The sequence below is a fragment of the Corynebacterium sp. H128 genome (genome assembly GCF_037482625.1).
Lineage (GTDB): Bacteria > Actinomycetota > Actinomycetes > Mycobacteriales > Mycobacteriaceae > Corynebacterium.
Genome location: NZ_JBBHKW010000011.1, coordinates 18,237 through 32,704 on the forward strand (window position 1 = coordinate 18,237; position 14,468 = coordinate 32,704).

13 protein-coding genes are annotated in these 14,468 nt (G+C 58.6%); 1 reads left to right on the plus strand and 12 read right to left on the minus strand.

Annotated elements, in window-relative coordinates; all coding sequences use genetic code 11:
- The 12 genes from WG915_RS09970 to WG915_RS10025 form a co-directional block, all read right to left on the minus strand.
- Positions 1 to 735: an isoprenyl transferase gene (locus WG915_RS09970; protein WP_339565233.1), complete on the minus strand. Its 735-nt coding sequence runs from the start codon at positions 733 to 735 to the stop codon at positions 1 to 3.
- A 1-nt stretch (position 736) separates the two neighbouring features.
- Positions 737 to 1,474, minus strand: a complete 738-nt coding sequence (gene recO, locus WG915_RS09975; protein ID WP_339565234.1) for a DNA repair protein RecO — start codon at positions 1,472 to 1,474, stop codon at positions 737 to 739.
- A gap of 6 nt (positions 1,475 to 1,480) precedes the next feature.
- Positions 1,481 to 2,401, minus strand: a complete 921-nt coding sequence (gene era, locus WG915_RS09980) for a GTPase Era (RefSeq protein WP_339565235.1) — start codon at positions 2,399 to 2,401, stop codon at positions 1,481 to 1,483.
- Positions 2,398 to 3,693, minus strand: coding sequence for a hemolysin family protein (locus WG915_RS09985; protein WP_339565236.1), 1,296 nt, complete (start codon positions 3,691 to 3,693; stop codon positions 2,398 to 2,400). Before WG915_RS09985 ends, era begins: the two co-directional genes overlap by 4 nt.
- Positions 3,693 to 4,238 carry an rRNA maturation RNase YbeY gene (gene ybeY, locus WG915_RS09990; RefSeq protein ID WP_339565237.1) on the minus strand — a complete coding sequence of 182 codons (546 nt, stop codon included), beginning with the start codon at positions 4,236 to 4,238 and terminating at the stop codon, positions 3,693 to 3,695. Before ybeY ends, WG915_RS09985 begins: the two co-directional genes overlap by 1 nt.
- Complete coding sequence (locus tag WG915_RS09995; RefSeq protein ID WP_339565238.1) at positions 4,239 to 5,225, minus strand: PhoH family protein; 987 nt, start codon at positions 5,223 to 5,225, stop codon at positions 4,239 to 4,241.
- 196 nt (positions 5,226 to 5,421) lie between these two features.
- On the minus strand, positions 5,422 to 6,177 hold the full coding sequence (locus WG915_RS10000; RefSeq protein WP_339565239.1) for a 16S rRNA (uracil(1498)-N(3))-methyltransferase: 756 nt from the start codon (positions 6,175 to 6,177) through the stop codon (positions 5,422 to 5,424).
- Entirely contained in the window at positions 6,174 to 7,295 is a 1,122-nt protein-coding gene (gene dnaJ / locus WG915_RS10005; RefSeq protein WP_339565240.1) for a molecular chaperone DnaJ, read from the minus strand. Before dnaJ ends, WG915_RS10000 begins: the two co-directional genes overlap by 4 nt.
- Before the next feature lie 15 nt (positions 7,296 to 7,310).
- Complete coding sequence (hrcA, locus tag WG915_RS10010) at positions 7,311 to 8,324, minus strand: heat-inducible transcriptional repressor HrcA (protein ID WP_339565241.1); 1,014 nt, start codon at positions 8,322 to 8,324, stop codon at positions 7,311 to 7,313.
- 10 nt (positions 8,325 to 8,334) lie between these two features.
- Positions 8,335 to 9,444 (minus strand): radical SAM family heme chaperone HemW, encoded by a 1,110-nt coding sequence (gene hemW / locus WG915_RS10015; RefSeq protein WP_339565242.1) that lies wholly within the window; start codon positions 9,442 to 9,444, stop codon positions 8,335 to 8,337.
- On the minus strand, positions 9,441 to 10,115 hold the full coding sequence (locus tag WG915_RS10020) for a hypothetical protein (protein ID WP_339565243.1): 675 nt from the start codon (positions 10,113 to 10,115) through the stop codon (positions 9,441 to 9,443). The genes hemW and WG915_RS10020 overlap by 4 nt, the downstream gene beginning before the upstream one ends.
- A 116-nt stretch (positions 10,116 to 10,231) precedes the next feature.
- Entirely contained in the window at positions 10,232 to 12,058 is a 1,827-nt protein-coding gene (locus WG915_RS10025; RefSeq protein ID WP_339565293.1) for an AMP-dependent synthetase/ligase, read from the minus strand.
- A gap of 96 nt (positions 12,059 to 12,154) precedes the next feature.
- On the opposite strand from WG915_RS10025, the gene malQ reads away from it, so the two are divergent.
- A complete protein-coding gene (gene malQ, locus WG915_RS10030; RefSeq protein WP_339565244.1) occupies positions 12,155 to 14,263 on the plus strand; it encodes a 4-alpha-glucanotransferase in 2,109 nt (702 codons plus the stop codon).
- Positions 14,264 to 14,468: the final 205 nt, after the last annotated feature.

Consider the following 14,468-nt stretch of genomic DNA (forward strand, 5'->3'; position numbering starts at 1 on the left):
CTATTTCACCCCACCGAATCGACGATCCCGCTTGGCGTACTCCAGCACCGCGGCATACAGATCTTCCGGAGTGAAATCAGGGAACAGTTTGTCTTGGTACACCATCTCTGCGTAGGCCGATTGCCAAAGCAAAAAGTTTGAGGTGCGCTTTTCGCCAGAGGGACGCAAGAACAGGTCCACGTCCGGCATATCGGGCTCGTCGAGGAAGTTCGGAAAAGACTTCTCGGTGATCTGATCCGGGTGCAACTGACCTGCCGCCGCCCGGCGGGCGATTTCACGGGTCGCATCCACGATCTCTGCCCGGCCACCATAGTTGACGCACATCGCCAACGTCATCCGAGTGTTGTGCTGGGTGAGTTCCTCGGCAGCCTCAAGTTCCTTGATAACAGCGCGCCACAAACGTGGCCTCCGGCCGACCCAACGCACGCGAACCCCTTTTTCATTGAGGGTATCTCGCTGGCGCCGCAGCACGTCACGGTTAAAGCCCATGAGGAAGCGCACCTCCTCTGTGGAACGCCGCCAGTTTTCGGTGGAAAAGGCATAAGCGGAAAGGTACGGGATTTCCAGTTCGAGGCAGGCATCGATCACATCCATGAGCACCGCCTCCCCCCGCTTATGGCCTTCAGTACGCTTCAGGCCTCTCTCTTGGGCCCAGCGACCATTGCCGTCCATCACCAGTGCGATGTGGTTGGGGCGAAACTCTTGCGGGATGTTTGGTGCACTCACTTGGCCCATCTTAGTGTGTCCAGCCAGTATCCACGAAGTTTAGGGCATGCATTGAACGCTCCAAATGCCACTGTAGGTGAGCGCGCGTGAGCTGATGCGCGGCGGCCAGCAGCGATTCAAATTCAGGTTGTTCGGAAAGGGCACCCACTGCATCCCACGCGCCGTGGGACAGCCACCACATCAAGCGCAGCGCCTCCGTGGGCGGAGTGGCACATCCGGACAGGTGGCAATTCTCACACAGTGCGCCTCCGGCACCAGGATGGAAAGCACAATGTGGACCGGGCGCGCCACAATGCGCGCAATCGAACAAGCTGGGAGCCCAGCCGGCAACATCCATCGCTTGCAACAAGAACGCATCCAGGACTGCTGTCGGATAAGACGCGTTCTGTATCTTGCGTAGGGCCCGCACAGTGAGTTCAAACAGTTCGCCTTCATGGAAGCTGAGCTGTTCCGCGGCCTCTAAAACAGCGCTGGCGGCGGTGTATTTGGCATAGTCTGCAATTATCCCGGAGCCGAAGAATTCGACCGTGTCAGCCGCAGTGATGGTGTCTAGGTTGCGGCCGGGGTACAGCTGGACGTCGAGAAGCACAAACGGCTGTACTCGGGATCCGAACCGGGACTTCGCCCTGCGCACGCCTTTCGCCACCGAGCGCACGATGCCGGATGGGGTGAGCAACACAACAACCCGGTCTGCCTCGCCGAAATCATACGTGCGCACGACGAGGGCGCGGGCACGATAGGAATGCATGTCTAATTAGAAGCCCAGGCGCCCGAGAGCCTTCGGGTCGGACTGCCAATCCTTGAGCACCTTGATGCGCAGATCCAGGAACACGTTGCGCCCCACCAGCTTGATGATGGACTGGCGCGAATTATGGATGATGCGCCCCATCCGGCGGTTATCCTTACCCATCAGAATCGTCTTTTGACCCGGACGCTCGACATAGATCACGGCATGGATGTCGAGGACACCGGGGCGGTCCTCGTTGGGGAGGATCTCATCGATTTCCACAGCCACGGAGTGTGGGAGTTCGTCTTTGAGTCCCGATAGCGCAGCCTCACGAATCAGTTCGGACATGCGCTTTTCGGTGTCATCGTCGGTGATGTGATCGTCAGGATAGAACTTTGGCCCTTGGGGCAACTGGGAGACGATGACGTCGCTTAGTACGTCGATTTGCTCGGATTCTTTCGCAGAGACCGGGACGACTTCACAGTCACCACCCAGCAGTTCGTGCAGCTCCATGAGCTGAGCGCCCACTTGATCACGAGAAACCTTATCGATCTTAGTCACCACGCCCATGATTTTGGTCTTTGGCGCCACTTGTCCCACGGCGTCGAGGATCCAGCGGTCGCCAGGTCCAATCTTTTCGTCGGCGGGAATCACCAAGCAAATGAGGTCAACATCAGAGTAGGTCTCCTTGACAATCTCATTTAAGCGCTCGCCGAGCAGCGTGCGCGGACGGTGCAGGCCGGGCGTATCGACGACAATGATCTGTGCATCCGGGCGGTGCACTAAGCCACGAATGGGGTGTCGTGTGGTTTCCGGCTGGTTGGCGGTGATCGCGATCTTCTCGCCGACCAGCGCATTCGTCAACGTGGATTTACCGGTGTTCGGCCGCCCCACAAAGCTGACGAATCCGGAGCGGAAGTTTTCGTTGGTAAATCCAAGTTCGGTCATGCGTCGAGTGTAGCAATGACTTCAACAATCGCTGAGGTCACTCGCATGCGCCCACGCCGATCTCTTCGCCCTTCAGTTGTCAGCTTGAGCCCAGCGATCTCAACCTGTGCGCCGGGCAGCGGTACCCTACCGAGCTCGTAGGCAATCAGCCCACCTACGGTGTCTACCTGCTCAGAGTACTCATCGAAGTCAATCTCCAAGTCCAATTCTTCATCGATGAGCTGCTGCAGATCATCAAGAGAGAGTCGAGAGACAACACGGAATTCCCGCTCACTGAGGCGCTCGACAGGGGCAACCTCAGTGTGATCGTACTCATCTGCGATCTCACCGACGATCTCCTCCAAGATGTCCTCGATGGAGATCAGACCAGCGATGCCACCGTATTCGTCCACCAGCATCGCGATGTGATTACGGTGCAACTGCATCTCATGCAGCAACCCGTCTAGGTTCTTCGAATCCGGAACGAACGTTGCTTTACGCATCACGTCTTCCACCAGCACGCTCTTGCCACCGTCTGGCAGATGATACGTCTTTTGCACTAGGTCCTTGAGGTAGACCACACCGATGATGTCATCCACGGTATCCCCGATGACTGGAATGCGAGAGTGCCCAGAACGCACACACAGCGCAGTGGCTTGACCAGCGTTCTTGTCCTTTTCGATCCAGATCATTTCAGTACGCGGCACCATCACCGAGCGCGCGGTGGTCGACGCGAGGTCGAACACATTCTGAATCATCCGGCGCTCTTCTACTTCCACGATGCCGCGCTCTTGTGCGATGTCCACCATCTCGCGGAGCTCAATTTCCGTAGCGTAGGGGCCATCCCGGAAGCCGGAGCCCGGGGCGAGTTTATTGCCCAGCCAAATCAGGACCTTCGGAATGGGGCCCAACACATAGGACATCGAGTTAAGGAAGATCGCCGAGTTGAGCGAGACAGTGTAGGGATTCTGCCGTCCGGCCGTACGAGAAAACACACCGATCACGGCGAAGGTCACCAGCGTGAGTGCCGCCACGGCGACAGTAATGGCCAGCGGACGGGAGTGGATGATTTCGATGCACAGCGACACGGTGAAGACTGCCGCCACGGCGTCGAGAAGCGTGCGCAACAGCACCAACAAGTTGATGTGTTCAGCCCGCTTAGTCACCACCTTTAGGAGCGCTTCTGCCCCCGGGCGATCATCTTTGACCAGCTCCTCTACCCGCGCACGGGAGATCGAGGAGACTGCCGATTCCACCGTTGTCAGCGCGCCCGACCCAATAAGTGCGATAACCAGCCCTAAGGCATTGAGCATTAGCCGAGTTGCTCCCGATCTGCCGCACTTGGGAACGCGCCGGCGCCAGTCGGCTTCGGCTGATAAGTCACCCCGCGGTCGGCAATGTCCTCATACCAATCCGCTAGCAACTCATTTTGTAGCGCGAACATTTCCTGTTCCTCGGCCGGAGTGACGTGGTCATATCCCAGTAGGTGCAAACAACCGTGGACAGTAAGCAAACATAGCTCGTGTCCGAGGTCGTGTCCGGCCTTGTGCGCTTGCTTTTCCGCGAATTCGGGGCACAACACAATGTCTCCGAGCATCGCCGGGCTTGGTTCAGCGGCATCGGGGCGGCCCGAACCGGGCGTGAGTTCATCCATCGGAAAGCTCATCACATCGGTCGGCCCCTCTAGATCCAACCATCGCACGTGCAGGTCGGCGATCGTATCTAGATCCACGATGTGCATGCTCATTTCCGCCGCAGAATGAATATCCATGCGCGTGAGAGCATAGGAGGCTACGTCGATGAGCATCTCTTCGTTGACGCCCGGGTAGCCCGATTCATTAAAAACCTCGATGCTCATTTAGTACCCCTCTCCCGTCTCTGCTTCGTACTCATCATAGGCTTCCACGATGCGCCCAACTAGGGAGTGACGCACTACGTCCTCGCTCGTCAGTTCCGAGAAGTGCACATCTGCCACATCGGCGAGGATGTCACGCACAATACGCAACCCCGAGCGCTGGCCACTCGGCAAGTCGATTTGGGTGATGTCGCCAGTAACCACCATCTTCGAGCCGAAGCCCAATCGGGTCAGGAACATCTTCATTTGCGCGGGCGTAGTGTTTTGCGCCTCATCAAGGATGACAAAAGCATCGTTGAGAGTACGACCACGCATATACGCCAGCGGGGCCACCTCAATGAGGCCGGATTCCATCAGCTTGGGGATGATTTCCGGATCCACCATATCCCGCAGCGCGTCATGCAGTGGGCGCAGGTAGGGATCGATCTTCTCATCCAGCGTGCCGGGAAGAAAACCGAGCTTTTCCCCCGCTTCAACAGCGGGGCGAGTCAAAATAATGCGATTGACTTGGCGGGCGTGCAATGCCTGTACGGCTTTGGCCATGGCGAGATAGGTTTTGCCGGAACCAGCCGGTCCCAGGCCGAAAATGATCGTATTCTCGTCGATCGCATCGACGTAAATCTTCTGCCCCAAAGTCTTTGGGCGAATCACTTTGCCTTTGCGCGCGATGATGTCCGCCGCCAGCACCTCTCGCACGGACTGTGGTGCTTCCTTGGACACTATGCTCACTGCGTTTTTCACCGAGTCTGGGCTGATGACGTGACCGTGGCGCGCAATCGCCTGCAGCTCATCCAGCACCTTCTTAACCCGAGCTACTTCGTAGTCCGGCCCAGTCAGAGTTGCCTCCGTCCCCCGCACAAAGACGTCTACGGGGATAAGGTTCTCCAGCACCCGCAGATTTTCATCTTCGATGCCCAGTACTGTGTTCGCGAAATCCTCGTTCAACACGTACTGCTGAGTGATGATGTCATCACGCTTATAAATCGCCAAAATTACCTAGTCTTCCCGGTCGCGGCAGGTCTGTACATCTATGCTGGCCAACTCTATCAAGTTTGTTCCGCAACAACCTGCCATTGAAATTTAGAATGGCGCTCGCATTAAGCCCCGCCGTACTGAGTTGAATTCGGCGACAAGAGCCTGTTCCTCGTTGTGGCAGTGCTCTGCAAGTTGGGCATGGCTGCCAGCATCACCACCGCGCCAACGCCCCGTGCGCGGCCAGCGCGACCAGCCCGGCGCTCGCGGTACGCAGCACCTCGGGCCCAAGCAGCGCCGACACCGCGCCGGCCGCCGTCAGCTGTGAAACCTCTTCCGGGCTCAGGCCACCTTCGGGCCCCACCACGAACAGCGCCGCACGCGCACCGAATTCGACTGTGGAAAACGGCACGGCCGCATCCTCATGCAGCACCACCGCGACTCCCCCAGCTGCCACCAATTGCTGCACCTGAGCGATAACATCCGCTGTGCTGGCCAACGGCGCAATCTCGGGGATACGCATCCGGCGCGATTGCTTGGAGGCGGCCACAGCCATCGAGCGCCATTTAGCACCAGCTTTCTCCGCTTTTGCGCCCCACTTCGCGATCGACCGCGCAGCCTGCCAAGGCACGATGACATCGGCCCCACCCTGAGTCATCAGGTCAACCGCGAGCTCTGAGCGCTCGGATTTGGGGAGAGCCTGCACGATGGTCACCGGAGGTCGGTCGGGAAATTCGACGTGCTTATCGACGTCAAACTGCAGCGCAGCCTTAGACACGGAAGTCACCGTTGCCTCAATGCCCGCCCCATGGCCGTCGATAAGCAGCAGCTGCTCCCCAACACCGAGCCGTTTCACAGTGACCGCGTGCCGGCCTTCCGGGCCGCTGAGCTCGCCGACAGTCGCGGGCAGCTCGGGACGCTTGCCGGCGAGGACGGCGTCGAGGTCATAGACAAAGGTGGGCAGGCTCATCGGCGGAAACGGTTGCGCAATCGATCAAATACGGAGGATTCGCCACCCTCGGTGTGAATCTCGGTGGTCTCCTTGCTTCGGTTACGCAGCTTCTCCAACGCCTCGCGGGTGTGTGAGTCCAAGTCGGTAGGAATTTGAACGTCCACGTGAGCAATGAGATCGCCGTGGGTGGTCTCCGAGCGCAGCACCGGCATGCCCGCCCCGGTTACATGGATTTGCTGACCGGGCTGAGATCCGGCCGGGATTGTGATGTCGATCGGATTGCCATCAAGGCCCTCCAGTTGGACCTGCGCGCCCAGCGCTGCATCGATCATCGGAACCTTAGCGGTGACGTGCAGATTGTCTCCTTCACGGATGAACATCGGGTGCGGGGCGACGCTGATCTCCACATAGAGGTCGCCTGCAGGTCCGCCACCCGGGCCTACCTCGCCACGTCCAGCCATGCGGATGCGCATACCGTCCGAAATACCCGCTGGAATGCTCACGGTCAGGTCCTTGCGAGACTTCACGCGGCCGTCGCCATGGCACTTCTCGCAGGGATCCGGAATGACCTCGCCGGTGCCCTGGCACACGTGGCAGGGACGGGTGGTCATGACATTGCCCAGGAATGAACGCTGAACTTCTTGGATGGAACCGGAACCCTGACAATGCCCACAGGTGTGTGGCTTGGATTTGGAACCAGATCCGGAGCCCGCGCAGGCATCGCAGAGGATCGCTGTATCCACGGTGATTTCCTTCTTCACACCGGCAAAAGCCTCAGCCAACTCAATGCGCGTGCGCAGGAGCGCGTCGTTGCCCGGCTGGACGCGGGAGCGTGGGCCACGAGTACCAGCTCCGCCAAAGAAGGCTTCGAAGATGTCGCCGAAACCGCCACCCGGCGCACCGCCGTAACCCTGAGGTTGTTCCATTGGGTCGCCACCCATATCAACGATGCGACGCTTCTCCGGATCCGTCAGGACCTCATTTGCCAAAGAAATCTCGCGGAACTTCTCTGCGGCTTCTTCGGTGCTATTGACGTCCGGGTGGTACTTGCGAGCGAGCCGACGATAGGCTTTCTTGATCTCCGAGTCGGATGCCCCCTTGTCGACCCCAAGAATGCCGTAGTAGTCGCGCGCCATTGACTTCAACCCTTTCTAATTCTTCAAGACTCTGCTGACATATTGTGCAACGGCGGAAACCTTAGAAATAGTTCCGCTGTAGTCCATAAACGTGGGACCGACCACCCCGAGGGCACCGAAAGTGGCATCCTCGTCGCCGTATCCCGTGGACACGATTGAGGCGGAGTGTAGGCCGTGATCCATGTTCTCCGCACCAATGCTGACGTTCACTTCGCCTTCTTGCACGTGCGACAGCAGTTTCAAAACTACTACTTGCTCCTCCAGCGCTTCCAATACGGAGGTGCTTAGCGGAGAAATGCGAGATAGGTTCGATGTTCCGGCGAGGATCAGTCGATCCGATGGCGCTTCCACCAGGGTCTCGATCAGGACCGTCGCGCAGCGCAGCATCACATCACGCAATTCGCTCGGGGTGTGCTCCAGCAGATCCGCGAGCGCGACGCTTGCGTCCGCCATCGTCTTTTCTGCCAACGCATTATTGAGTAGCGAACGCAGCGGAGCAACATCCTCGATCGGCTGTACGAGTTCCACATTGCGTTGTTCCACCCGGCCGAGATCCGTGATCATCACTAGCAGCAGCCGGGTCGGAGTCAGCGCAACTACCTCGCAGTGCTTGACTCGCGAGGTCCGCAAGGAAGGTAGCTGGATTACTGCTGCCTGCCTAGTCAACTGGGCCAGAAGCTGCACGGAGCGACGCAGCACATCCTCCAGATCAACGCCGCCCTCAAGAAAACCGAGGATAGCGCTTCGCTCCGGCGCGGTCAGAGGCTTGACCTCATTGAGCGAATCCACGAAAATCCGATAGCCCTTTTCCGTGGGGATGCGACCAGAACTAGCATGCTGCTGCGAGATGTACCCCTCGGACTCCAGCGCCGCCATGTCATTGCGGATCGTAGCCGAGGACACCTGCAGGTGGTGCCGTTCCACGAGCGCCTTGGAACCCACAGGTTCCTGGGATGCAATGTAGTCGGCCACGATGGCGTTGAGAACTTGGAGCCGTCGCGCCGTTGTAGACCTAGTAGACCCTGCCATGGCCAACAGTCTAGCCTTCGGCTGCCAGTAGTTCTGCGATGATGCCGTCGGCAAGCAGGCGTCCGGCCTCAGTCACGGCGACACGCTCGCCCGCCGTGAGTAGCCCGCCGCGCACGTGCTTGGCGACGACCTCAGGTGCATTCACCCAGCTCGCAGGCACTCCCTCTTTCAGCCTGAGCCCCAGCATGAGCTGCTCGGTGTGGATGTCCATTGGCGTCAGCAGCTCGCTTTCCTGGATCGGCAGCTCACCGCGCCCCAGGATCTCGTTGTAGCGACGCGGGTGCTTGACGTTATAAAAGCGAGTGTGGTCAATATGTGAGTGTGCACCAGGGCCTGCACCCCACCAGTCACCCTCACGCCAGTAGCCGAGGTTGTGCTGGCATTGGCCACCTGGCTTCGCCCAATTGGACACTTCGTACCAGTCGAAGCCTTCGAGCATGGTGTCGATGATGTGATAGCGGTCTGCCAGCACGTCCTCATCTGGTGCAGGCAGCTCACCTTTGCGCACTTTTCGGGCCATGGCAGTGCCCTCTTCCACGATCAGCGAGTAGGCGGAAACGTGATCGACCTCAGCGGACAAAATCGCGTCAACGGTGCGACGCACGTCATCGTCGGTTTCTGTCGGGGTGCCGTAGATCATGTCTAGGTTGACGTGTTCGAATCCTGCGGCGCGGGCTTCCTTTGCCGCTGCGACGGCCCGCCCCGACGTATGTTTGCGCTCTAATACTCGCAACACGTGGGGAGCAGCAGATTGCATGCCCAGCGACACCCGCGTGTACCCAACATCCTTGAGTTCCGCGAAGAACTCCGGGCTGGTGCTTTCTGGATTGGATTCGGTAGTCACCTCAGCTCCGGGCTGGAGGGTGAAATTGGCGTTGATTGCACGCATGATCCGCCCTAAACCCTCGGCCCCCAACATCGACGGTGTGCCGCCACCAATGAAAACCGTGTCCACTGGGCGATCGCCAACCCGCTCCGCAGCGAGCGCCAATTCTAATTCCAGCGCATCTTGGTAAGCGGCTGGCCCCATGCCGAGCTCGCCGGGCGTATAGGTGTTGAAATCGCAGTAGCCACAACGAGAGGCGCAAAACGGGACGTGGATGTAAATCCCGAAGGTCACGAAGCTCGACCCTTGGCTCGCTTGGCGGCCACCTTAGCAACGATGGCGTCGATACGCGCACGCTCGAGCAGGAATCGCGGCGGGTTGCTGCCCCGCATACTACGCACATACTCCGGATGCTCCCCCGTCACGGCGCTAAACCATGCATCGAGCGTGGTATCCACAGTGCGCTGGGTACGGCTATAGAGCACCGGCAAACTCAAGGAATCAAGATCATCCGCAGCAACGGCAGTGCGATCGAGAACCCATTCCACCACGCATTCCAACCGTTCCAACACAGCTTGGGTGCGGGAATTCATCGCCTGCGACATTTCGCGGATCAGCACCGGAGCTTCGAGCGGGAATGCGCTGAGCAAGTCCTCGGCGGTAACCGCCTCAGGGGCGGCCACAACCTGTTCCCGCTTCTTCGCGCGCACGCTCACAGTACCGGAGCGCAGCCCTGAGGTAAGGGCCTGGCGCAGGCCTGCTAACTCTGCAACGACGCGACGTGAATCACTTCGAGCCTCTTCGACGATCTCAGTGAACTCGGTGTGGCAATCCTCTACCAGTTCCACATCCCAGTCGGAGATCGCCTCCATCAAGTGCTCCAAGTACTGCACAACCTCGTCACCGATGTCATAGACTTCTTGGGTCAGTTCACGATGGCGCAGCTTGGCGTCGATAAGATGCACGTTTCGCTCCTTGACTTGTGAAGGTTGTACGGATGTCGGGCCCGCGGGTCGCAGTAACACGGACAACCATAAGTCAACGGCGGAGCAAATTTAGTGTGCCCCGCCGAGAACTTAAATTATCGCCGATAAATGTGTGCGATTTCCTTGGCAAAACGGCGGGTGACCACGTTGCGCTTAACTTTCATCGTCGGGGTGAGCTCATCGGCTTCCTCAGACAAATCTCGATCCAGAATGTAGAACTTCTTGATCGCCTCGGTGTGGGACACAGTGTTATTAGCGGAGTTAACTGCGTCCTGAATGTCAGCGCGCAATTGCGGATTCAGCGCCAGCTCGGAGACGGTTGCCTTCTCCGACAGATTGTGGATGAGCTTCCAACGTCGGAAAGCGTCCTCATCGAGGGTAATCAGCGCACCAACGAAAGGCTTGCCATCACCAACCACCAATGCCTGGCTGATCAATGGGTGGGAACGCAGCAGGTCCTCCAGTGGGCCTGGGGATACGTTCTTACCTCCTGCGGTGACGATGAGATCTTTCTTACGCCCCGAGATGATGAGGTAGCCATCTTCGGTAATTTCACCAAGGTCACCGGTATTAAACCAACCGTCCTTAATCGCTTCGGCGGTAGCTTCCGGATTGTTCCAATAGCCCTTGCACAGCATCTCCCCCTTAAGGAGGATTTCACCCTCGTCGTTAACGCGTGCAGCCATACCTCCGACTGGGCGACCGACGGTACCAATACGCTGTGGCTTGAAGTCCACAGCCGCTGCGGCGGCGGTTTCCGTCAGACCATAGCCTTCATAGATCGGCACCCCGAGCCCACGGAAGAAGTGCAACAGGTCATGGCTAATGGCTGATCCACCGGAAATGCAGTACTTAACTTCCTCACCCATCGCTGCGCGCACCTTGCTGTACACCAACTTGTCAAACATTTTGTGCTTCAGCTTGAGGGAACGCGACGGACCGTCAGCATCCAAAGCGCGCGAGTAATCGATGGCTACCTTTTCAGCTTCCAGGAAAATCGCGCCTGATACCGGGCTCTTGTCTGCGGCCTTTGCCGCCGCAGCATTTCGAACCTTCTCAAAAACGCGTGGCACGCCAAGGATCATGTTCGGACGGGCGCGCTGGAACTCCACGCTCAGCGAACTGAAATCAGACCAGTGCGACTGGGTTGCACCGCCTACGACTACCGCCAGCGACACTGCGCGCGCTAGCACGTGCGCCATGGGCAGGAAAGTCAGCACCCGGGTCCCCGGCACTGCGATGCCACCGATCGGATGAGACAACAGTCCACGAACCTCGGCGGCCCAGTTGGTGTGCGTAAGATAGCAGCCCTTCGGACGGCCTGTAGTGCCCGAGGTGTACACCAGCGATGCCAGGTCCTCACCAACAGTGTCGTTAATCCGCGACATTACTTCTGCATCGCTAATGTCGCGCCCTTCAAATTTGAGCGTTGCAATAGCGGAGGCATTGATCTCCAGGATCCGGCGCAATTTCGACGGCGATCCAACCAATTGAGGCGTGCCGTCCGGTTGTAGCACCAAATGACTCATCAGCTCAGTGTGAGCACGGCTTTCGGTGATGGCGAATACAGCACCAGAATCTTCGATGATCCACTGAACCTGCGATTGGGAGGAAGATCCGTAGATAGGAACGGAGGCGGCGCCGGCGGCCCAGATGGCAAAGTCCATCAGCGCCCACTCGTAGCGAGTTTCCGACAGCAACACCACCCGGTCCCCCAATTGGACACCATTCGCGATCAACCCCTTCGCGACCTCAAAAACCTCCTCCACGAATTCCTTCGCAGTAACATTCACCCATTCGTAGTTATGTGGCCGGGTGAACAACAGGCCATGAGGACGCGCTTTTGCCTGCGCCAATAACAACTTCAATACCGTGTCCTCGGGATCAAGTGTGTACTGGGCGGGGCTTTCATATTCCTGCATCATCGGTCCTTTTCATGAGGCTTCATTCATGTTCACGGTACACTTTTCCGCCAACTGTCGGGCACAGCGCACGCATAGATGGCAATATGAAATCTTGTGAGCTACTTCGAATCCCTTAAGGAACTAGCAGACCTCCATGGCGTCGCAACATCATATTGGTCTGCCGATGGCGAATTCATTGAGGTGTCCGAAGACACCCTTTTGAAGACCTTGCATGCCCTCGATATTGATGTGGAACCACATCGAGAGAGCATCGCCGAGGCCATCATGACCTTTCACGATGCAGCAGCCACGCAGATGCTCCCACCAACTGTGGTGATGAAAGCTGGCGACGACCACATCATTAATGTCCACGTCCATGACGGGGCGCCAGCAGATGTGCTCATCACTCTCGAAGATGGCACCACCTTCGTCCCCGAACAGCGCGAGAATTGGGCACCACCCCGCGAGGTTAACGGCGTGTCGTGGGGAGAAGCATCCTTCGCGATTCCCGGTGACACCCCGTTGGGTTGGCACACCATTTCCCTCAACTCCGACGAGCTGAGGGCTACTGCAACACTCGTCGTCACGCCTGCTCGCCTATCACTCCACACCGGCAAGGTCACCGGCGTGATGAGCCAGATCTACTCCGTTCGCTCGCAACAGTCCTGGGGCATGGGCGACCTCAACGACCTCGGTCACACCGCCGAAGTCCTGGCCAAGGAAGCCAGCGCTGACTTCCTCTTGATCAACCCCCTGCACGCTGCCGAACCGTTCCCGCCACTCGAAGACTCCCCCTATCTGCCGACGACGCGTCGCTTCACCAATCCGATCTACATCCGTATCGAGGACATCCCGGAGATCTCGGGCTTGGACGCTGATTTGCTTAGCGACGTCCGGGAAATGGCAACCGAGTTCCAAGAGCTGAACACCTCTGACGCCATGATCGAGCGAAACCCCATCTTTGCCGCAAAGCTGCAGGTGCTGCACGAGATCTACCATGTCAAGCGCACCCCGGAGCGCGAACAGGCATACCAAGAGTACTGCGCGCTCGAAGGCTCCGGCCTTGACGACTTTGCCAAGTGGTGCGCCGAGCGTGAGCACACCGACAAACCTCAAGACAACAACCACGGTGTGGAACCAGCACTAGAGGAAACGGCGGACTTCTACCGCTGGATGCAGTGGATCTGCGACCAGCAGCTCTCCCAGGCACAAGCTCGCGCCAAAGCTGCTGGCATGCGCATCGGCATTATGGCCGATCTTGCTGTCGGCGTACACCCCGGCGGCGCCGACGCCACGAATCTGGCCTCCGTGTTAGCTCCCGCAGCCTCCGTTGGCGCGCCAGCTGACGGATACAACCAGCAAGGCCAGGACTGGTCCCAGCCACCGTGGCACCCGCGCAAGCTTGCTGAAGCTGGCTATAAACCCTGGCGCGACATGTTGCGCACCGTGCTCCGTCACTCCGGCGGCATCCGCATCGACCACGTGTTGGGCCTCTTCCGACTCTGGTGGATCCCCCGGATGCAATCCCCGTTGAGCGGCACTTACGTGTACTACGACTACGAAGCCCTCATCGGAATCCTCACGCTTGAGGCCGAACGCGCGGGCGCAATTGTCATTGGTGAAGACCTCGGCACCTTCGAGCCTTGGGTACAAGAAGTGCTCCAGGGCCGGGGCATCTTGGGCACCTCGATCCTGTGGTTCGAGAACAATGGCGATACTCCGAAGCCAGCCTCCGAATACCGCGAGTTGGCGCTCGCCTCAGTCACTACCCACGACTTGCCTCCAACGATGGGGTACGTCCAGGGCTCCCACATCACCTTGCGCGAGAACCTCGGTGTGCTTACTCGCTCCGCAGAACTGGAAGAGTCCGAAGATGTCGCATGGCAGAATCAGGTTTTCCGTGAAGTCGCGGAAACCGGCTGCTTCGCAGACACGGCAGTACACGGCGTAGAGTTCGGCGACACGCGTTTCGACGGCGACTACCCAGGCCTACTCATCGGGCTGCACCGCTTCGTCGCACAAACCCCAGCCCTACTCAGTTGCGTTTCACTGGTGGACATGGTTGGCGACATCCGCGCCCAGAACCAGCCGGGCACTTCACGGGACATGTACCCGAACTGGTGCGTGCCACTTTGCGATTCTGCCGGCAAACCAGTGCTTATTGAAGACCTAGCTAAGCAACCCCTGTTCAAGAGGATTGCGGCTGCTTCGCAACGCAGGTAGGCGATTCGCTACAGCCGAGAGCTCAGCTCACTTTTGGTGGGCTGAGCTTGTTGTTTGGCGGTTTGGCGGTTTGGCCGAAAAACTCACTCCGAATGGAAGATTTCGGCTGATTTGAGGCGTTAAGGAGTGACAAATTCAGCGCCACCACCGCACGCCACCCCAGCGGCAGAAACCTCCGGCGCTTAGATGTAGCTGATCGCCCAAG

Excerpts from the sequence above, each read along its gene's own strand:
- recO (WP_339565234.1), bottom strand. The coding sequence starts at position 1,474 with ATGCATTCCTATCGTGCCCGCGCCCTCGTCGTGCGCACGTATGATTTC.
- WG915_RS10025 (WP_339565293.1), bottom strand. The coding sequence starts at position 12,058 with ATGCAGGAATATGAAAGCCCCGCCCAGTACACACTTGATCCCGAGGAC.
- era (WP_339565235.1), bottom strand. The coding sequence starts at position 2,401 with ATGACCGAACTTGGATTTACCAACGAAAACTTCCGCTCCGGATTCGTC.
- ybeY (WP_339565237.1), bottom strand. The coding sequence starts at position 4,238 with ATGAGCATCGAGGTTTTTAATGAATCGGGCTACCCGGGCGTCAACGAA.
- hrcA (WP_339565241.1), bottom strand. The coding sequence starts at position 8,324 with ATGGCAGGGTCTACTAGGTCTACAACGGCGCGACGGCTCCAAGTTCTC.
- WG915_RS10000 (WP_339565239.1), bottom strand. The coding sequence starts at position 6,177 with ATGAGCCTGCCCACCTTTGTCTATGACCTCGACGCCGTCCTCGCCGGC.
- WG915_RS09970 (WP_339565233.1), bottom strand. The coding sequence starts at position 735 with ATGGGCCAAGTGAGTGCACCAAACATCCCGCAAGAGTTTCGCCCCAAC.
- WG915_RS09985 (WP_339565236.1), bottom strand. The coding sequence starts at position 3,693 with ATGCTCAATGCCTTAGGGCTGGTTATCGCACTTATTGGGTCGGGCGCG.
- dnaJ (WP_339565240.1), bottom strand. The coding sequence starts at position 7,295 with ATGGCGCGCGACTACTACGGCATTCTTGGGGTCGACAAGGGGGCATCC.